Below are 18482 nucleotides of genomic sequence, written 5' to 3'. Positions count from 1 at the left end.
CAGGAAAATCGACTGTGAATAGTAACAAAAGAAATATATAGGGGGTGATCGAATTGTATATGAAGGACCCGATGGGGATTGAGAATAAAAGCATGGATATAATCAAGGAAGTCATGAGCGATACTTCCTTCTCGAAAGAGGAAAGCATAGTGGTAAAGAGGATGATCCACACCACTGGAGATTTCGATTACAGGAAGATAGCGGTTTTTCAAAAGAATTTTGTAAATCAGGCCTTGAACAGCCTAAAGAGAGGCGGAATCCTGTTTACCGATACAAAGATGGCTCATATGGGAATAAATAAGAAAGCACTGACCAAAGCAGGCTGCGAGGTAAAGTGCTTCATAGATGATGAAGGGGTGGCAGAGGAGGCCAAAAGGATGAATACCACCAGATCGGCCTGTGCGGTGGAAAGGGCTGTTTCTGAGGGGATAGATATGTTCATCATAGGAAATGCGCCTACGGCTCTTTTCAGGCTGCTGGAACTGGCAGAGGAAGGAAGGGTTAAGCCCCAATTTATCATAGGAGTGCCTGTGGGCTTTGTCGGCGCCGCCGAATCCAAGGAATGTTTAAGGGCATTTGGACTGCCTTCCATATCTACTGTTGGCACAAAAGGCGGCAGCAATGTAGCAGCCTCTATAGTCAACGCACTGCTCTATATGGCGGTGGGGCGATGATGGAGGATATATACATAATAAAAGAAGGAAAAGAGCTGAGATGCGGATATACCACAGGCAGCTGTGCCGCAGGAGCAGCTAAGGCAGCGGCTCTTATGCTGGAGAGGAATGAGATAATAGAATATGTGAAAATAGATACTCCTGCAGGAATTCCATTAAGGCTTAAGGTGAATAATCAAGAAATTCATGGAGGTTGGGCATCCTGCTCTATCACAAAGGATGGGGGAGATGATCCGGACTCAACGGATGGAATGGAAATACACGCTTTGGTTAAAAAGAGAGGAGACGGCTTGAATGTCATAGATGGGGGGCAGGGCATAGGACGGATCATGAGGAAGGGCTTGTTCGGCAATGTAGGTGAAGCTGCCATCAATCCTGTCCCAAGGCAGATGATAGACAAAGAGGTGAGCGAAGTTTCAAAAAGCGGCTATGATATAACCATATATGCGCCTAAAGGGGAGGAAATAAGCCGCAAAACCTATAATAAAAATATAGGCATAGAGGGCGGCATATCGATAATAGGCACGAAAGGCATAGTCTATCCCATGTCTGAGGATGCCCTGATAAAAACCATATACCTTGAAGTCGATATGATAGAAGAAAAATACGGTAAGGATAATATAATACTGGTGCCGGGGAATTACGGTGAAAAAATAGCAGACTCATTGAATATGAAAGAGTCAAGGGTTAAAATGTCCAATTATATAGGAGACACAATATTATACATCTACAATAAGGGCTTTAAGTCAATGACTCTTATAGGTCATATAGGCAAGCTTTCCAAGCTTTCTATCGGTGTATTCAATACCCATAGCAAGGTCTGCGATGGAAGGATGGAGGCATTTGTTTATTATTTAGCTTTGAGAGGGGCTCCTATAGAACTTTTGGATAGGATAAACAACTGCATGACGGCGGAGGAAGCACTGGATCGTTGCATAGAAGCAGGCTATGGAGAAATCGTAGGAGATATGTCTAAAGGCTGCAGGGATAGAATAAGAAGGTATCTTAAGGATGAGAGCTATCCTGCAGAGGTGATCATTTTCTCCATGGAGAGGGGGGTATTTATGGGGTAACTATTGCAGGGATAGGACCTGGGAATCCGGATTATCTGACTATGGAAGTAAAGAAGGCTATTGAAGAAGCAGAACATATAATAGCCTTTGGAAGAGCCGGAGAATCTCTCAAGAGCCTGGAAAAGGAATTCATTAATGTAAAAAAAGTAGATGAAGTCATCGACTATATAGACAAGCATGAGAATGTTTTGCTATTGGCCTCGGGAGATCCTTGCTTTTATGGAATAACAGATTTTCTGAAGGCTAAAAGCATAACTGTGGAGAGAATATTGCCGGGCTTATCATCCTTTCAATATATGATGACGAAGTTGAAAAAAAGCTGGCAGGGAGCACAATTCCTGTCGCTTCATGGAAGAAAAGAAGACCTGGAAAAGGTAAAAAACAATAGGCTTTCAATAATACTTACAGATGCCCAAAATACTCCTTCCCAAATCTCACAAAGGCTTAAAGCTCTGGGTGCAAAGGGACGTGTTTATGCAGGATATAATCTGTCCTATGATGATGAAAGTATCATTGAGGCAGAGATTGGCAAAAAAATTGAGGATATTTCTCCTCTGGCGGTGGTGGTAGTAGAATATGAGATGGATCAAGGATGAGAAATTCATCAGAGGCAGCATACCTATGACAAAGTTTAATATAAGAGTTTTGAATATGGCTTATCTATCTATAGAGGAGGGAGATCTCCTATTGGATATAGGCGCAGGAACAGGCTCCGTGTCTGTAGAAGCAGTCCTTCAGGGCGCCAGGGTATGGGCTGTGGAAAGGGAAAAAGAAGGAGTAGAGCTTATCAGTAAAAACAAGGATAAGTTCCAAGCAGATATAACGGTAATTGAAGGGCAGGCGCCGGAAGTTTTGCCTGATATAAAATTTGACAAATGCTTCATTGGAGGCAGCAGCGGCCATCTCAAGGGGATTTTTGATTATTTGCAAAGCAATCTGAGGGGCAAAGGAATTCTGTGTGCAAATTTCATTACTCTAAACAATCTGAATGAATTCTTAGAGCTTTTGAAGCTTTATGATTATGAGGAGGTCGAGGTGCAGCTTATACAAGCTTCTGCCATTGATAAATCGGGATTATTGAAGGGTAATAACCCCATATTTATTGCAAAGGGAGTGAAAGAATGAAGAAGCTTTACGGAGTAGGTACAGGGCCAGGTGACAAAGAGCTGCTGACTCTTAAGGCGGTCAGAGTTATCCGGGATGCAGAGGTAATATTTGCTCCAAATAACAGAGGCAAGAATATGGCTCTGGATACTGCAAAGGATTATATTGGAAATAAGCGAATCGTATTAATAGATTTTCATATGGGAGAGGTAGACAGGACAGATTATAAGACTGCTTCGGAAATCATTAAGAATGAAATTTCTAATGGGGAGCATGGTGTATTTCTGACCATAGGAGATCCTATGATATATAGTACCTTTATATTCATAATGAAGGAGCTGGAGGGCAGCGATGTGGAAGTGGAGATAGTGCCGGGGATACCTTCTTTCGTAGCGGGAGCAGGAATTTCAAAGACTCCTATTGCAGTAAAAGGAGAAAAATTCCTGCTTTGTGATGAAGAACCTGAGGCAGAATTATTGAAAAGCGTGGATTGTGTATGCATTTTAAAAGCTTTCAAGGATAAAAAGAAAATAATAGATATTTTTGATGACGAAGGCTTTGCCTACAACTATATAAAGCGGTGCACATTGGAAAATGAAAAAGTGCTGACAGATAAAGAGAAGATATTGAAAGAGCGGGACTATATGTCTTTCATGATGGGGAGGAGGATTAAAAATGATTAGCTTTGTGGGAGCGGGGCCGGGAGATGTGGACTTGATAACCATAAAAGGCAGAAGGCTGTTGGAAAAGGCTGATATGGTGATATATGCAGGCAGCTTAGTGTCGGAAAGGCATCTTGAATTCTGCAAGGAAGGCTGTCAATTTCACAACAGCGCAAAGATGACTTTGGAGGAAGTAATAGAAAAGATGGAGGATGCCCATAAGAGGGGCTTGCAGGTAGTAAGACTCCATACGGGAGATCCCACTATATATGGCGCCATCAGAGAGCAGATGGATTTATTGGAACAAAAAGGCATAGACTTTCAGGTGATTCCGGGAGTAAGCTCCTTTACGGCAGCTTGCAGTGCAATAAATAGGGAGTTTACCCTGCCTGAGGTGAGCCAAACCGTTATATTGACAAGAATAGAAGGCAGGACCGGAGTGCCGGAAGAGGAAGATTTAGAAAAGCTGGCAGCCCATAGGGCTTCCATGGCTTTATTCCTTTCCATAAAAGAAATAGACCGAGTTGTTGAAAAATTAAAGAGGGGATACGGGCGCGAGGACGTGCCGGTAGCTGTGGTGTATAAGGCCAGCTGGGAAGATGAAAAAATCATAATGGGCACTCTTAAGGATATAAGGCAGAAGGTGGAAAAGGAAGGGATAACTAAAATGGCCCAGATCCTCGTGGGAGATTTCATAGGTGGAGATTATGAGAGATCAAAGCTATACGATCCCCAATTCTCTCATGGATATAGGAGTGGCAACAGATGAAAATAGCCTGCCTTTCCTTTACAGATGACGGTAAAAAATTAGGGGATAAATTAGTAAAATATAGAGATGAACCCAATAAATACAAGAGATGTACAGTTCATCACTTTGAAAACTCTAAAATAACAGGCGGCATAAAAGGCAATTTGAGCTATATAGCTGAGGAATATGACGGTATAATCTTTATTTCTGCTGCCGGAATAGCCGTAAGGATGATGAAGCCTTATATAAAGGATAAGAAAACTGATCCTGCCGTCATAGTGATAGATGATCTGGGCAAGTTCTCCATAAGCCTTTTATCAGGCCATATCGGCGGAGCCAATGAGCTTGCAAAATGGGCAGCAGCCATTATAGGGGCTATGCCCATAATCACTACAGCCTCCGATGGAAGAGGGATAGAGGCTATAGACAATTTTGCCGCCAACAACGGATACGAAATAGAATATATGGAGGATGCAAAAACAATAATGACCATGATGGTGAATGGGAAAAGGATTGGGTTTTATTCAGAGATGGAGGCCGTTATTGATTATAAAAATATTGTTATATTCAAGAGCTTGGAGGATGTGCGAGATATCCAGGGGATTATTGCTGTTACATCCAGGGATATAGTCAGCATAGATATTCCCAGGGCTGTTTTGAGGCCTAAAAACATTAATATAGGCATAGGATGCAGGAGGTATGCGGAAGGATACAAGGTAATAGAAGCCATAAAGGCTGAGCTGAAAGAAAACAATCTTTCAGAAAAGAGCATTAAAGCCATAGGAACTATAGAAGCCAAAAAAGATGAAGCCGGAATAATAAAGGCAGCCCATTATTTTAACTGCCCGTTAAAAATATTTACAGCAGAAGAAATACGGGAGGTTGAAGATAGATTTGAGAAAAGCGATTTTGTTAAAGCAGCAGTGGGGGTTTACTCTGTGTCTGAGCCCTGTGCTTATCTTTTGGGAGGAAATATGCGGACTTATAAGATAAAACATGATGGGATAACCATATCAATAGCTGTGGAGGTTTATGATGGCTAAATTATATGTAGTGGGAATAGGCCCGGGAGGCAGAGAGAATATGACCTTGAGGGCTGTGGAAGTGATAAAAAAATGTCATGTATTGGTGGGATACACCCCTTATATTAAGTATTTGGGAGAACTGGCAGATGGAAAGGAGATCTTTTCTACGGGAATGACCGGGGAAATCCAAAGATGCAAAATAGCTGTGGAAAAAGTTAGAGAGGGAAAAGATACAGCCATAATAAGCACAGGGGATGCAGGCCTTTATGGAATGGCAGGGCCCATATTGGAGCTGAGGGAAGAAATAGAAGTGGAAATAGTGCCCGGCGTAACGGCGGCCTTTTCTGCAGCCTCTGAATTAGGCTCTCCTATAATGCATGATCATGCCAGCATTAGTCTCAGCGATCTTCTGACCCCTTGGGAAGTAATAGAGAAAAGGCTCGAAACAGCTTCCTTAGGGGATTTTGTTATATCCATATATAATCCAAAAAGCAAGGGACGGAAGTCACATCTCGAGAGGGCTGTAGAAGTGATGCTAAGATATAAAAGTCCTTCTACCCCTGTAGGAATAGTAAAAAATTCCGGGAGGGACAACACGGAAAAATGGATAACAACATTATATAATATTGACTATGATGCCATAGATATGCTATCTATTATAATAGTAGGAAACAGCAAAACTTATACCAAGGATGGCTTCATGATCACGCCCAGGGGGTACAAGCTCTGATGATCTGGATTATTGGCGGAACCGCAGAGACCAGGGAAATAATTGATAGAATAAAAGATATGGATAACTATATCATCACCAGCGCAACTGATAGTGAAAAGGAATTCATACCTTATTCAAATCTTGTGGTAGGCAGAATGGATTATGCTTCTATGGCAGACTTTATAGACGAAAATCATATTTCATTGATTGTGGATCTTTCTCACCCCTATGCTGCAGAGGTTACAGAAAATGCAAAAAGAGCAGCACAGAGCAGGAGCATCAAATATGTGAGGTATGTAAGGAGTAAGGTGGAGCTTGAGGGTATGGGAACATACCTTAGAGATTATGACGAATGCTTAGATTTTTTAAAAAGAATAAATGGATCGGTATTTTTTACTACAGGCTCTAAAAATATAGGAGAATTCGAAAGAGTACGCAATAAAAATCGCTTTATATATAGAATACTTCCTGCGCCGGAAAGCATAGAAGAGTGCAGAAAGCATGAGATCAGGATGAAGGATATAGTTGCTGTATTGGGGCCTTTCTCCAAGGAATTTAATAAAGCTATGTTTGCAGAGTACGATGTTGACTATGTGGTAATGAAAGATAGCGGAAGAGAAGGCGGAACCATAGAAAAAATACAAGCCTGCAGGGAGCTGGGCATAATGCCTATTATAATTGGGAGGAGAGACGAAGAAGGAATATATGATATTGATGAAATAGAAAATATCATCAGAATGGTATAAACGTTAAGCGTTTCTTATAAACTTTATTATTGGGGCTAGGGCTTATACGGTATTTATGTATTTATACTGACAGGATAAGGGAGTGATGATTGATATGATGGATTACATTGGAAGCTTAAACCCCATTATGCAAGCTCTTTTAGCTACATTATTCACATATGGTGTCACTGCGTTAGGCGCAGCCTTTGTATTTATAGGAAAGGAGTTAAACCGCAAAATGCTTGATGGCATTCTGGCTTTTGCCGGAGGTGTCATGATAGCGGCGAGCTTTTGGTCATTATTGGCTCCGGCTATAGAAATGTCTGAAGGAAAGGCACTGCCCGCGTTTGTGCCTCCCACCATTGGATTCCTGGCAGGGGCTATGTTTTTATGGCTTATAGATAAGATAATACCTCACCTTCATATAAACTTAGGAGAGGATCATGTTGAGGGAGTTAAAACCTCTTGGCAGAGAAGTGTGCTTTTAGTGCTTGCCATAACGCTCCATAATATACCTGAGGGTTTAGCTGTAGGAGTTGCATTCGGTGCTGCAGCCGCTGGAGTTGAAAGCGCAAATATAGCCGGTGCTGTTGCATTGGCATTGGGTATCGGCCTCCAGAACTTTCCTGAAGGCATAGCAGTAGCCATGCCCTTAAGACGTGAGGGAATGAGCAAGGGCAAAAGCTTTTTTTACGGTCAATTATCAGGTTTAGTAGAGCCTGCTGCAGGGGTTTTAGGTGCAGCTATCGTAGGATTTGCATTGTCCATATTGCCCTATGCATTGTCTTTCGCTGCAGGAGCCATGATTTTCGTAGTAGTGGAGGAGGTAATTCCTGAATCTCAGCAAGCGGGACACACAGATTTTGCTACCTTAGGAGCTATTTTAGGCTTTACTGTGATGATGATATTGGATGTTGCATTAGGGTAGAGGAAGCTGAAAATTCTAAATATAATAATTAGAATTATAAGGCAGGAATTTATAAAATGGTGTAGAATATGTAATTTAGCTTTGCATATTTTATATAAAAATAAGGGGGAAGATGCAAGTGACAAAAAGAACAATCAGTTTACTATTAGCTTTAGTTATGGTTTTCGCATTATTTACCGGATGTGCAAAACCAGCACCACAGCCTGAACAGCCTGAACAAGGCCAGACTCCTGCAGAACCTGAAAAACCAAAGTACTCCTTTGGTATGGTTACAGACGTTGGCGGTATCGGCGACAAATCCTTTAACGACTCTGCCTGGGCAGGAATCGAAAAAGCAGGCCAAGAATTAGGTGTTGAACCTAAGCTGCTTCAATCTACAAAACAGGACGACTATACTCCAAATCTCGGCAGCATGGCTCAGTCTGTAGATTTGACCTTGGCTGTCGGTTTCTTGTTTGAAGATGCAATGAAGACTTCGGCAGATCAATACGCTGACAAGAAGTTTGGTGTTATCGATACAGTGGTAGATAAGCCAAACGTTATGTCAGTAACCTTTAAGGAACATGAAGGTTCCTTCCTGGTTGGCGTTATAGCCGGTCTTACCACAAAGTCCAATGTTATCGGCTTTGTAGGCGGTATGGATTTCCCTGTTATCAGGAAGTTCGAAGCAGGCTTTATAGCCGGTGTAAAATCAGCTAATCCAAAAGCAAAGGTTATTGTAAACTATACAGGAGCTTTTGATAACCCTGATAAAGGTAAAGAAGTTGCATTGACACAGCATCAGCAAAAAGCAGACGTTATATTCCATGCTTCCGGTGCTTGCGGAATAGGCGTTATACAGGCAGCTGACGAGAAAGATTTCTGGGCAATCGGTGTTGACCAGGATCAGGCCAAAGAATCCACCAAGAATAAGGTTCTTTGCAGCATGATAAAGAGAGTTGATACAGCAACTTACACAATAATAAAAGCTTATACCGATGATGCATTTAAAGGCGGAGCAGCAAATGCCATCGAACTTGGATTAAAAGAAGAAGGTGTTGGCTACAGCGACAATGGGAAAAATGTTTCTGCAGAATTGGCAGCCCATGTTGAAAAATATAAGGCTGCAATAAACGACGGAACAATAGCAGTACCGCCAACAAGAGAAGATTTGGAAACCTTCAAGCCTGTTGAAATTAAGTAATAAAGGTTCTTGATTAACATAATAAAAGCTAGATGCGCAAGCCTCTAGCTTTTATTATGAAAAGGTACATTTTGTATTTATAATTGCTCTGCTAAATTGTATAATGGTTATGTATGCTTGTATAAAAAGTTTGTGCTAGGAAGGTGGGAAGATAATTGTCAGCTGTTATTGAGATGAAGGGTATCGGCAAGTCCTTTCCCGGCGTCAGGGCAAATGATGATATTAATTTGACGGTAGAACAGGGAGAAATACATGTTTTGTTGGGGGAAAATGGTGCAGGCAAGTCAACTTTGATGAACATATTATATGGACTATATACCCCGGATGAGGGAGAAATATTTGTTAAAGGCAAAGGGGTAAAAATAAACAACCCCAATATAGCCATTTCTCTTGGAATAGGTATGGTGCATCAACACTTTATGTTGGTACCGACCTTTAGCGTGGCAGAAAATATTGTGTTAGGCTCAGAGCCTAAAAAAGGCTTGGCTCTGGATATGGATAAGGCGATTTCCGATGTAGAGGAGTTATCAAAAAAATATGAACTGAAGGTAGATCCGAGGGCAAAGATTCAGGATATATCGGTAGGAATGCAGCAGAGAGTCGAAATATTGAAGACTTTATATAGAGGCGCTGAGATCCTTATTCTGGACGAACCGACTGCAGTATTGACTCCCCAGGAAATAGAGGAATTGGGAGTGATTCTAGAAAGCCTTGTAAGACAAGGAAAGTCAATAATCCTTATAACCCATAAGCTTAAGGAAGTAATGTCCATGAGCGACAAGGTTACAATAATAAGAAGAGGCAAGGTCATTGACACCCTTGAAACTTCCAATACAAATATCGAAGAGCTTGCGGAAAAAATGGTGGGAAGAAAAGTAAGCCTTACAGTCGAAAAGGAAGAGGCAAAGCTGGGTGAGCCCATATTGGAGGTCAAAGGCGTAAAGACTTTGGACAATAGAGGTTTGGAAGCCGTAAAAGGCGTGGACTTTGAAGTAAAAAGCGGTGAGATACTTGGTATTGCAGGGGTGGACGGCAACGGGCAAAATGAACTTGTCCAGACGATAACAGGCTTGCGCAAGGCTGCAGCAGGGGAGGTGCTCGTGAAAGGCAAGAGCATCACAAACCTGAGCCCTAAAGACGTAATAGGCAGCGGTGTAGGATATATTCCTGAAGATAGGCATAAAAGAGGTTTGATTTTAGACTTCCCTTTATCTGAAAATACAATTCTTGGCTCTCATAGAAGCAAGTCCTTTAAGAAGGGCTTAGGACTGGACTATAGAAAGATTAGAGAATATTCAAGGAAGCTTATAAAAGAATTTGATGTAAGAACGCCTAACGAAAGGGTTTATGCTAAGTCTCTTTCAGGGGGAAACCAACAGAAATTGATTATTGCCAGAGAATTGGACAGGGACCCGCAATTGCTCATCGCATCTCAGCCTACTAGGGGACTGGATGTAGGAGCCATAGAGTTTGTTCATCACAGGCTTATAGAGCAAAGGAAGAGAGGCAAAGCGGTGCTTCTGATATCTCTGGAGCTGGATGAGATAATGGCGTTATCTGACAGAATAGCTGTTATGTATGATGGAAAGATAGTCGGAATAGTGGACGCGAAGAATACAACGGAGCTTGAACTTGGAATAATGATGGCCGGCGGCAGTCAGTCGGAAAAGCATTAGGGGGTGTATGGAGTGGAGAATTGGATAGATGATTTTAAAAATGGTCTGAAGAATACCTTTAAAGAAATATTGTACCCCCTTATTGCAATAGTAATTTCGTTTATTGCAGGAGCCATTTTAGTATATGCCTTTGGCAAAAGCCCCATAACGGCATATAAGGCTCTATTTTTAGGGGCATTGGGAGATTGGAATAAAATTGGGGAAACACTGGTCACTACTACTACTTTGATATTGACCGGCCTTTCCGTAGCCTTCGCCTTCAGATGCGGACTCTTTAATATAGGAGCAGAAGGCCAGTTTATAATGGGCGGAGTTGCCTCCTTATGGGCAGGATGGGCTTTGGCAGGCTTGCCTCCAGTTTTGCACGTGGCTGTTACCTTATTGACAGGTGCAATTGCCGGCGGAGCATGGGCCGGTATAGTCGGATGGCTCAAAGCAAAGGTAGGCTCTCATGAAGTTATCAATAGTATTATGATGAATTATATTGCGATGAATTTGAGCAATTATTTGATTATGACGGTTTTAAACGAGCCGGACAAGGCTTTTTCCTATGAAATAGCACCTACTGCAAAGCTTTGGAGATTTTCGGAAAGCTTTGTGCAGTTCAAGTATTCAAGACTTCATATAGGCATTATCATAGCTGTGCTAGTGGCTTTAGCAGCTTATTATTTGCTTAACAAGACCATAAGAGGCTATGAAATCAGAGCTGTAGGATTTAATCCCAGCGCTTCTGAATACGGTGGAATCAATGTAAACAGGAATATTGTATTAGCCATGGTAATATCTGGACTATTCTCCGGGCTGGCAGGAGGTATCCAGACGGCTGGAGTCCAGTATAGGGTAAATAATCTGTTCGGATTTACAGGTTATGGCTTTGATGGTATATCAGTCGCTTTGGTTGGCAATAACCACCCCATCGGGGTAGTCCTGTCGGCTGTTCTTTTCGGGGCCTTGCAAAAAGGCGGTCCAATGATGCAAGTAGAAGGTATACCCAAAGAAGTGGTCGGAATAATTCAAGGCATCATAATCCTATTTGTGGCATCCAATTTTGTCAGAGTTGTGGTAAGAAGATATAAAGAGAATAAGGAAATAAAAGCCCATTTAGCGAAAGGAGAGGTGAAGTAGCATGTTAAATATAATCAGCATTTTATTTGCAAGTACCATAAGGTCCGCTACTCCTCTTATATTCCCTGCATTAGGAGGAACCTTCTCCGAAAGATCCGGAGTTGTAAATATTGGGCTGGACGGTATGATGACTGTAGGAGCCTTCAGTGCGGTACTGGTATCTTATAAAACAGGCTCTCCGCTGCTCGGATTATTTGGAGCCATGATGATCGGCGGCTTGTTTGGATGGCTATTGGCTTTTCTAAGCATTCACTTTAAGGCGAACCAGGTTGTGGTAGGCACTGCGATTAATATATTGGCAGGAAGCTTGACCACCTTTTTGCTGATAGAGATATGGGGCAAGCCCGGACAGACAGACAACGTAAGCTACTTTACGCCTTGGGGTCCCTTTAATATGTTCACCTATCTTGCTCTAATATTAGTAGCAGTTTCATATTACGTACTGTACAAAACGCCTTTCGGACTTAGAATCAGGGCAGTGGGAGAGCATCCAAGGGCAGCGGATACATTAGGCGTGAATGTTTATATTATGAGATATATATGCGTAATAATAAGTGGAATATTGGCCGGAATAGGAGGAGCATCCCTGTCTATAGGCTCAATAAGCCTTTTCAAGGAAGGAATGGTAGCCGGCAAAGGTTTTATCGCTCTGGCGGCTATGATATTCGGAAAATGGCATCCCATAGGTGCTGCATTGGCATGCTTGTTCTTTGGCCTGGCTGATGCAATTCAAACTATTTCCATGTCCCTTGGCTTGAATGTGCCTAAAGAATTTCTATTTGCATTGCCATACTTGCTGACGATGCTGGCAGTATCGGGCGTAGTAGGCAAAGCTACTGCTCCTGCGGCAGACGGGGTCCCCTATGAAAAAGGGGAAAAATAGTTCTTGCAGCTTGCTTTTTATATTTCAAGAGGAGACTAAGCATGGAGATAAAAGCTCGTTATCCGGGAAGCATAGGAGAAGTAATTCAAGGCAGAATTAAAGGGATAGATACGCTTTTATCATGCCCGGTAAATCTGTTTACGGATGTCAGAATATATGAATGCAAAAATCCTTTAAAAAAAATCTCTTATCCCAAGGCATCCCAATTTTTGACAAATGTGCTTAAGCGTTGGGGGTATACAGATTGCATTGAAAGGCTGGATATAGAAATATGCTCGGATATACCCAAAGGGAAGGGCTTTGCCAGCAGCACTGCAGACCTGTGCGGGGTATATAATTGCCTTATAAAACTATTTCATAGGAAGCATTATGAAGATGAGCTTGCTGAAGAGTGCATAAAAGTAGAGCCTACAGATAGTATAATATTTAAAAGCATGACTTTTTTTGACTATAAAACAGGGGCATATAAGGAGCATATAGGAAGCTATATGAAATTTTTCCTCCTGGTATTTGAAGGCAATAGGATTGTAGACACGATAGAATTCAACAAAAAGAGTATCCTGCCTCTGAGTCAAATTGACGATCTTGCTGAGCTTGCGAGGCATGGAGCTGAAAGACAAAGCTTAGATCATATTGCCAGGGCATCTACTGAGAGCATTATTAGAAATCAGCATAGGCTAAAGTATGATTTGCTGAGTGAAGTATTGAGGCTTAAGGATGGGACCGGCGGGCTCGGCATAATGGGAGCACATAGCGGAGACGCGCTTGCCATAATATATGACGATATAAAGCTTGTAGAAAGGGGATTTGCTAATGCTCCGCATTTTAAAGGATATAAGGCTTATAAGCTGAGAACCATCACAAAAGATGAGTTTTAAGAGTCTTGATTGAACGAGACTTCATTCAGAGGGGATTCAACCCCCACTGAATGTTAGTTCAGTGATAAATTTGAGTAGTTTCCTTGCAGGGTCGAGCAGGACCTGGTTAAATGATTATCCATGTCCTGCTCGTTTTAAATTTTGGCAAGGTTTTTGCTATATTTATATTATGATTAAGCATAAATATATGGTATAATTATTATGTAGACTTTCATTTGTGAGAGGTGAAAACTATGAGAATGGGATATGATCTGATACTTGAGCAACAGCAAAAACTTATAATGACGCCGGAATTAAGACTCGCTCTCAAGATATTGCAGCTTCCTACGATAGAATTAGAGGAGCTTGTGAAGCAAGAGCTTGAAACTAATCCCGTTCTTGATGTTATAGAAGATAATCAAGAAGAAAAAGCTGAAAACCCTGATAAAGACCGAGACGAAGAAAAAAGTACCATTGAAGAAATTGATTGGAAAGAATATTTTCAATATCAGGGTAAGAGCTATTGCTTGGAAAATACCGGAATAGACGACTCTCAAGAGATGAATTACGACAACTTGATATGTTATTCGGATACCTTGAAGGATCATTTGCTTTTTCAGCTTAACACCTTGAAATTGGGCAAATGTGACAGAATTATCGGAGAATATATCATAGAGAGTTTGGATGACAATGGATATTTATGTACCACAATAGATCAGATATCTTCTGTGCTTTCTGCATCTAAAGAAAGAGTAGAAAAAGTATTGAGGATCATCCAGACCTTTGAACCCATTGGTGTGGGGGCACTTAATCTGATGGATTGCCTATTGATACAAATACATGCATTGGGTATCGCAGATGAGAATCTAGAAAGCATAATTAAAGACCATCTGGATGATATTGCAGGCAACAGGCTGCAAAATATTGCTAAAAAGCTGTCTATAACTGTAGCAGAAGTACAAGAGTACAGCGATATAATAAAAAGCCTGGAGCCCAAACCGGGAAGATCATTTTTTTGCGGAACCGAGTGCAGATATGTTATCCCTGATGTCTTTGTTGAAAAGATTGAGAATGAATATATAATTACTATAAATGACAATTACAGCTCAAGGCTTATGGTTAATCAATACTATAAGAGCATTATAAATACAGAGGACAAGTCCTCAGAAGCCCTGTCTTTTATTAATGACAAGCTTTCCTCCGCATTATGGCTTATAAAGAGCCTTGAACAGAGAAAGAATACATTATATAGAGTAGTCAAAGCTATTGTTGATTATCAAAGAGATTTTTTTGAGAAGGGCGATAGCTATCTAAAAACTATGACGCTGAGGAACATTGCTGATGAAGTTCAGGTTCATGAGTCTACTGTCAGCAGAGCTATAAGCGGCAAATACGCTCAAACGCCAAGAGGAATATTTGAAATAAAATACTTTTTCAAAAGCGGTGTTGGTAATGAAGAAGGGGAAGATATATCCTCAGAAAGCATAAAAAAGATGATGAGATCAATAATAGACAAGGAGGATACTTCAAAGCCTATAAGCGATCAAGCCATAGCTGATCTTCTGGCGGAAAAAGGTATAAAAATTTCCAGGCGCACCGTTGCAAAATATAGAGATGAAATCGGAATACCCTCATCTTCAAGGAGAAAAAGATACTAAAGGCAGCAATGCCTTTTTTTATTGGATGAAATCATCGAAAATTATGGAAAATATGATTGAAAATATGTAAAAGGAGGAATATAATAAGCATATAGGGACAAAAAACAATACGAGGGACAATAAATGTCCCTGGGAGGAATCTGATGAAAAATTTTATTGAACTTCAAAAAAGAATTGCCCCGGAAATATCAGATATGATTGAAAAAAGGTATTCCATCCTTTTGACTATTAAATACAATCAGCCTATAGGAAGGCGCAATATATCAAGCTTTATGGGGCAGACAGAAAGATGGGTAAGAAGTGAGTTAGATGTTTTAAAGAATCAAAATCTCATAGGGATACAATCTGCCGGCATGCACATCACAGAAGAGGGAGAAGAAATAATAACCAAGCTTTCAGCATATATAGATGAAGTTAAGGGATTGAACATGCTATCTAAAAATTTGAAAACTATGCTGGGCGTTAAAGATGTGCTGATCGTTCCGGGAGATTGTGAAAAAAGGCCTGAGGTACTGAATGAGATGGGAAGAAGAGCCTTTGATTATATGAAGGAGTGCATAAAGGATAATTCTGTAATAGCGGTATCCGGAGGATATTCTACTATGGCTATGGCAGAAAATGCAAGATCTATTGGGAGTAAAAAAACCATAGTCGTTCCTGCCACAGGGGGCCATAGCGGAAATTTGGAAACCCAGTCCAATGCTGTTGCTGAGAGGCTCGCTCATAAAATAGACGGAGATTATTATCCTTTATATCTTCCGGAAAGCATTAATGACGAAATGCTGCATACAATGCTGGCTGATCCGCATATTTCAAAGGTAGTTAACCTTATTGGCCAGGCTGACATATTTCTGTTCGGATTAAGCACAATAGATCAGATAACCAAAAGAAGAAAGCTTGATGAGGATACAAAAAAATATTTGGAAGGAAAGGGAGCTATTGCGGAGGCTTTTGGATATTATTTCGGTGAAGATGGCAAGGCAATACTTAAAAAAGGCAGCATCGGTATAAGAATAGAAGATTGCGGGAATATAAACACTGTGATTTCTATAGCCGGAGGCATAACAAAAGCTAAAGCAATTATTTGCGTCAACCGTGGCAAAAATAAAAATATATTAGTAGTTGATGAAAAAGCTGCGGAAGAAATATATGATATAATGAGAGGAGAATAAATAATGGCTGTAAAAGTTGGTATTAACGGTTTCGGAAGAATTGGCAGACCCGTTTTTAAAATTGCCCGGGAGAAATTCGATGAGGATATTGAAATTGTCCTGATAAATGATTTATCTGATCCTGCAACTCTTGCCCATTTATTAAAATATGACAGTACATATGGAGTATATGCTGAAGATGTTGATGCATATGAGGATGGCATCATCGTTAATGGCAAGAAAATAAGAATAAGTGCCGAAGCAAACCCGGAAGATATAAAATGGGCCGAATACGGCGTAGATATTGTTATAGAGTCCACAGGAAGATTTATAAGCAAGAAGGATGTTTCAGCACATATGCGTGGGGGAGCCAAGAAGGTGGTAATATCTTCTCCGGCAAAAGATGAAGACATTACTATAGTCATGGGTGTCAATGAAGATAAGTATATACCTGAGAAACACCATATTATTTCCAATGCGTCATGCACCACAAATTGCCTGGCTCCGATCGTTAAGGTACTTCATGAGACCTTTGGCATTAAAAAAGGATTCATGACTACGATACACTCCTATACCAATGATCAGAGAATTTTAGATTTGCCTCATAAGGATTTGAGGAGATCTAGGGCAGCAGCTTTGTCAATAATACCTACCACCACAGGAGCCGCAAAGGCAGTGGCTCTTGCAATACCGGATATGAAGGGCAGGCTGACGGGACTGGCTATGCGAGTTCCAACGCCTACGGTTTCAGTTGTAGATTTTGTTGCAGCATTGGAAAAAGAGGCTGACATTGATGCGGTAAATGAGGCTCTTAGGCATGCTTCTGAAAGCAGCATGAAGGGCATCATCGAGTTTTGCACGAAGCCTCTTGTTTCTATCGATTTCAAGGGCAATTCCCATTCAGCAATAATTGACTCGCTGTCTACCATGGTTTTAGATGATGATATGATAAAGGTTGTAGCATGGTATGATAATGAATGGGGCTACTCCAACAGATTGGTGGACCTGGTAAAATATATTGCAGATAAGCAAGCTTAAAAAACCGTTTTCCAATAAAAGCCGTAATATAATGGAGGTTTGTAAATGCTTAATAAAAAAACCGTTGAAGATCTGGATGTCAAGGGCAAAAAAATATTGGTAAGAGCAGATTTTAATGTGCCTATGGACAAGGAAGGCAATATAACTGATGATAGAAGGATCAGAGAAGCCCTGCCCACTATTAACTACTTAAAGAATAAGGGCGCTAAGGTTATACTTATGTCCCATTTAGGAAGGCCTAAAGGAAAGTTTAATCCTGAGTTTTCATTGAAACCGGTGGCAGGGAGATTGACAGCTCTGTTAGGGCAGCAGGTTATATTTGCCGAAGATGTTATAGGAGAAGACGCTATAAAGAAATCATCGGCGCTAAAGGAAGGAGAGGTAATGCTCCTTGAGAATGTAAGGTTTCATGCCGAGGAAGAGAAGAATGATGCTGAGTTTGCCAAAAAACTTTCTTTGCTGGGAGAAGTGTATGTAAATGATGCTTTTGGCACTGCTCATAGAGCACATGCTTCTACAGCCGGCATTGCAGACTATCTGCCTTCTGCTGTAGGATTCCTGATCAAAAAAGAGCTGGAATGTATGGGCAAGGCCCTGTCAAACCCTGAGAGACCTTTTATTGCCATACTTGGCGGTGCCAAGGTATCGGATAAGATTGGAGTAATAGAAAACCTGATCTATAAGGTTGATGCTTTGCTTATCGGAGGGGGAATGGCTTTCACATTTTTGAAGGCAAAGGGCTTTGAAGTCGGCAAATCCTTAATTGAAGAAGATAAGGTAGAATTGGCAGGAGAATTATTAAAGAAAGCGAAAGATAAAGGCATTAAGCTTTTGCTCCCCATAGATATTGTAGCTGCTTCTGAGTTCAAAGCAGACGCAGAATGCAAAACTGTAGAGGCTTCTTCAATTCCCAAGGATTATATGGGCTTGGATATAGGGGAAAATACCAGGAAAATGTTCAGTGAAACAATAGGAAATGCAAAGACAGTTGTATGGAATGGACCTATGGGTGTATTTGAAATGCCGGTTTTTGCAAAAGGCACCTACGCAGTTGCAGAAGCTATGTCAAAGGTCAAAGGTGCGACTATAATTGGCGGTGGGGACTCGGCTGCTGCCGTAGAGCAGCTGGGTTTTGCAGATAAGATGACCCATATTTCTACCGGCGGCGGTGCATCCTTAGAATTTCTCGAAGGTAAGGTTTTACCGGGCATAGATGTAATAAATGATAAATAAGTAACTTAGAGAAGTCTAATATACTCG

19 protein-coding genes are annotated in these 18482 nt (G+C 41.1%); all 19 read left to right on the top strand.

Features of this window, described 5'->3' with window-relative positions; all coding sequences use genetic code 11:
- Window positions 1-53: 53 nt before the first annotated feature.
- A complete protein-coding gene (locus AC4HCY_RS15450) occupies window positions 54-674 on the top strand; it encodes a precorrin-8X methylmutase (protein ID WP_491094569.1) in 621 nt (206 codons plus the stop codon).
- The gene (gene cbiD, locus AC4HCY_RS15445) at window positions 671-1747 is read left to right on the top strand and encodes a cobalt-precorrin-5B (C(1))-methyltransferase CbiD (RefSeq protein WP_442916612.1); all 1077 of its coding nucleotides are present in this window, start codon (window positions 671-673) and stop codon (window positions 1745-1747) included. Before AC4HCY_RS15450 ends, cbiD begins: the two co-directional genes overlap by 4 nt.
- 41 nt (window positions 1748-1788) lie before the next feature.
- On the top strand, window positions 1789-2343 hold the full coding sequence (gene cbiE / locus AC4HCY_RS15440; protein ID WP_491094568.1) for a precorrin-6y C5,15-methyltransferase (decarboxylating) subunit CbiE: 555 nt from the start codon (window positions 1789-1791) through the stop codon (window positions 2341-2343).
- Window positions 2324-2872, top strand: coding sequence for a precorrin-6Y C5,15-methyltransferase (decarboxylating) subunit CbiT (cbiT, locus tag AC4HCY_RS15435; RefSeq protein WP_323430220.1), 549 nt, complete (start codon window positions 2324-2326; stop codon window positions 2870-2872). Before cbiE ends, cbiT begins: the two co-directional genes overlap by 20 nt.
- Window positions 2869-3534: a precorrin-2 C(20)-methyltransferase gene (locus AC4HCY_RS15430; protein ID WP_491094567.1), complete on the top strand. Its 666-nt coding sequence runs from the start codon at window positions 2869-2871 to the stop codon at window positions 3532-3534. The genes cbiT and AC4HCY_RS15430 overlap by 4 nt, the downstream gene beginning before the upstream one ends.
- Window positions 3527-4282 (top strand): precorrin-4 C(11)-methyltransferase, encoded by a 756-nt coding sequence (gene cobM, locus AC4HCY_RS15425; RefSeq protein WP_491094566.1) that lies wholly within the window; start codon window positions 3527-3529, stop codon window positions 4280-4282. The genes AC4HCY_RS15430 and cobM overlap by 8 nt, the downstream gene beginning before the upstream one ends.
- Window positions 4279-5304, top strand: coding sequence for a cobalt-precorrin 5A hydrolase (cbiG, locus tag AC4HCY_RS15420; RefSeq protein WP_323430217.1), 1026 nt, complete (start codon window positions 4279-4281; stop codon window positions 5302-5304). Before cobM ends, cbiG begins: the two co-directional genes overlap by 4 nt.
- On the top strand, window positions 5297-6016 hold the full coding sequence (gene cobJ, locus AC4HCY_RS15415; protein WP_491096138.1) for a precorrin-3B C(17)-methyltransferase: 720 nt from the start codon (window positions 5297-5299) through the stop codon (window positions 6014-6016). The genes cbiG and cobJ overlap by 8 nt, the downstream gene beginning before the upstream one ends.
- Entirely contained in the window at window positions 6016-6744 is a 729-nt protein-coding gene (gene cobK, locus AC4HCY_RS15410) for a precorrin-6A reductase (RefSeq protein ID WP_491094565.1), read from the top strand. Before cobJ ends, cobK begins: the two co-directional genes overlap by 1 nt.
- A 97-nt stretch (window positions 6745-6841) precedes the next feature.
- On the top strand, window positions 6842-7651 hold the full coding sequence (locus AC4HCY_RS15405) for a ZIP family metal transporter (RefSeq protein ID WP_491096137.1): 810 nt from the start codon (window positions 6842-6844) through the stop codon (window positions 7649-7651).
- A 118-nt stretch (window positions 7652-7769) separates the two neighbouring features.
- On the top strand, window positions 7770-8834 hold the full coding sequence (locus AC4HCY_RS15400; protein WP_323430214.1) for a BMP family lipoprotein: 1065 nt from the start codon (window positions 7770-7772) through the stop codon (window positions 8832-8834).
- A gap of 155 nt (window positions 8835-8989) precedes the next feature.
- Window positions 8990-10510 carry an ABC transporter ATP-binding protein gene (locus AC4HCY_RS15395; RefSeq protein WP_323430213.1) on the top strand — a complete coding sequence of 507 codons (1521 nt, stop codon included), beginning with the start codon at window positions 8990-8992 and terminating at the stop codon, window positions 10508-10510.
- 12 nt (window positions 10511-10522) lie between these two features.
- Window positions 10523-11635: an ABC transporter permease gene (locus tag AC4HCY_RS15390; RefSeq protein WP_323430212.1), complete on the top strand. Its 1113-nt coding sequence runs from the start codon at window positions 10523-10525 to the stop codon at window positions 11633-11635.
- 1 nt (window position 11636) lies between these two features.
- On the top strand, window positions 11637-12518 hold the full coding sequence (locus AC4HCY_RS15385; RefSeq protein ID WP_323430211.1) for an ABC transporter permease: 882 nt from the start codon (window positions 11637-11639) through the stop codon (window positions 12516-12518).
- Between the two features lie 41 nt (window positions 12519-12559).
- Window positions 12560-13396, top strand: a complete 837-nt coding sequence (locus AC4HCY_RS15380; RefSeq protein WP_491094564.1) for a GHMP family kinase ATP-binding protein — start codon at window positions 12560-12562, stop codon at window positions 13394-13396.
- 233 nt (window positions 13397-13629) lie between these two features.
- Window positions 13630-15033, top strand: a complete 1404-nt coding sequence (rpoN, locus tag AC4HCY_RS15375) for an RNA polymerase factor sigma-54 (protein WP_323430209.1) — start codon at window positions 13630-13632, stop codon at window positions 15031-15033.
- A 143-nt stretch (window positions 15034-15176) separates the two neighbouring features.
- A complete protein-coding gene (locus AC4HCY_RS15370) occupies window positions 15177-16205 on the top strand; it encodes a sugar-binding transcriptional regulator (RefSeq protein WP_491094563.1) in 1029 nt (342 codons plus the stop codon).
- A gap of 3 nt (window positions 16206-16208) precedes the next feature.
- Window positions 16209-17222, top strand: coding sequence for a type I glyceraldehyde-3-phosphate dehydrogenase (gene gap, locus AC4HCY_RS15365; RefSeq protein WP_323430207.1), 1014 nt, complete (start codon window positions 16209-16211; stop codon window positions 17220-17222).
- Window positions 17223-17267: 45 nt separating this feature from the next.
- Complete coding sequence (locus AC4HCY_RS15360; RefSeq protein WP_491094562.1) at window positions 17268-18455, top strand: phosphoglycerate kinase; 1188 nt, start codon at window positions 17268-17270, stop codon at window positions 18453-18455.
- Window positions 18456-18482: the final 27 nt, after the last annotated feature.

This window comes from Lutispora sp. QWL-02 (assembly GCF_058315355.1).
The sequence above is the reverse complement of the archived record's forward strand: the minus strand, read 5'-3'. Positions and strand labels throughout refer to the sequence as shown.

What these genes read in the sequence shown, in the direction of transcription:
- cbiD (WP_442916612.1), top strand. Translation starts at nt 671, where the DNA reads ATGATGGAGGATATATACATAATAAAAGAAGGAAAAGAGCTGAGATGC.
- cbiE (WP_491094568.1), top strand. Translation starts at nt 1,789, where the DNA reads ATGGAAGTAAAGAAGGCTATTGAAGAAGCAGAACATATAATAGCCTTT.
- cbiT (WP_323430220.1), top strand. Translation starts at nt 2,324, where the DNA reads ATGAGATGGATCAAGGATGAGAAATTCATCAGAGGCAGCATACCTATG.
- AC4HCY_RS15430 (WP_491094567.1), top strand. Translation starts at nt 2,869, where the DNA reads ATGAAGAAGCTTTACGGAGTAGGTACAGGGCCAGGTGACAAAGAGCTG.
- cobM (WP_491094566.1), top strand. Translation starts at nt 3,527, where the DNA reads ATGATTAGCTTTGTGGGAGCGGGGCCGGGAGATGTGGACTTGATAACC.
- cbiG (WP_323430217.1), top strand. Translation starts at nt 4,279, where the DNA reads ATGAAAATAGCCTGCCTTTCCTTTACAGATGACGGTAAAAAATTAGGG.
- cobJ (WP_491096138.1), top strand. Translation starts at nt 5,297, where the DNA reads ATGGCTAAATTATATGTAGTGGGAATAGGCCCGGGAGGCAGAGAGAAT.
- cobK (WP_491094565.1), top strand. Translation starts at nt 6,016, where the DNA reads ATGATCTGGATTATTGGCGGAACCGCAGAGACCAGGGAAATAATTGAT.
- AC4HCY_RS15405 (WP_491096137.1), top strand. Translation starts at nt 6,842, where the DNA reads ATGGATTACATTGGAAGCTTAAACCCCATTATGCAAGCTCTTTTAGCT.
- AC4HCY_RS15385 (WP_323430211.1), top strand. Translation starts at nt 11,637, where the DNA reads ATGTTAAATATAATCAGCATTTTATTTGCAAGTACCATAAGGTCCGCT.
- AC4HCY_RS15380 (WP_491094564.1), top strand. Translation starts at nt 12,560, where the DNA reads ATGGAGATAAAAGCTCGTTATCCGGGAAGCATAGGAGAAGTAATTCAA.
- rpoN (WP_323430209.1), top strand. Translation starts at nt 13,630, where the DNA reads ATGAGAATGGGATATGATCTGATACTTGAGCAACAGCAAAAACTTATA.
- AC4HCY_RS15370 (WP_491094563.1), top strand. Translation starts at nt 15,177, where the DNA reads ATGAAAAATTTTATTGAACTTCAAAAAAGAATTGCCCCGGAAATATCA.
- gap (WP_323430207.1), top strand. Translation starts at nt 16,209, where the DNA reads ATGGCTGTAAAAGTTGGTATTAACGGTTTCGGAAGAATTGGCAGACCC.
- AC4HCY_RS15360 (WP_491094562.1), top strand. Translation starts at nt 17,268, where the DNA reads ATGCTTAATAAAAAAACCGTTGAAGATCTGGATGTCAAGGGCAAAAAA.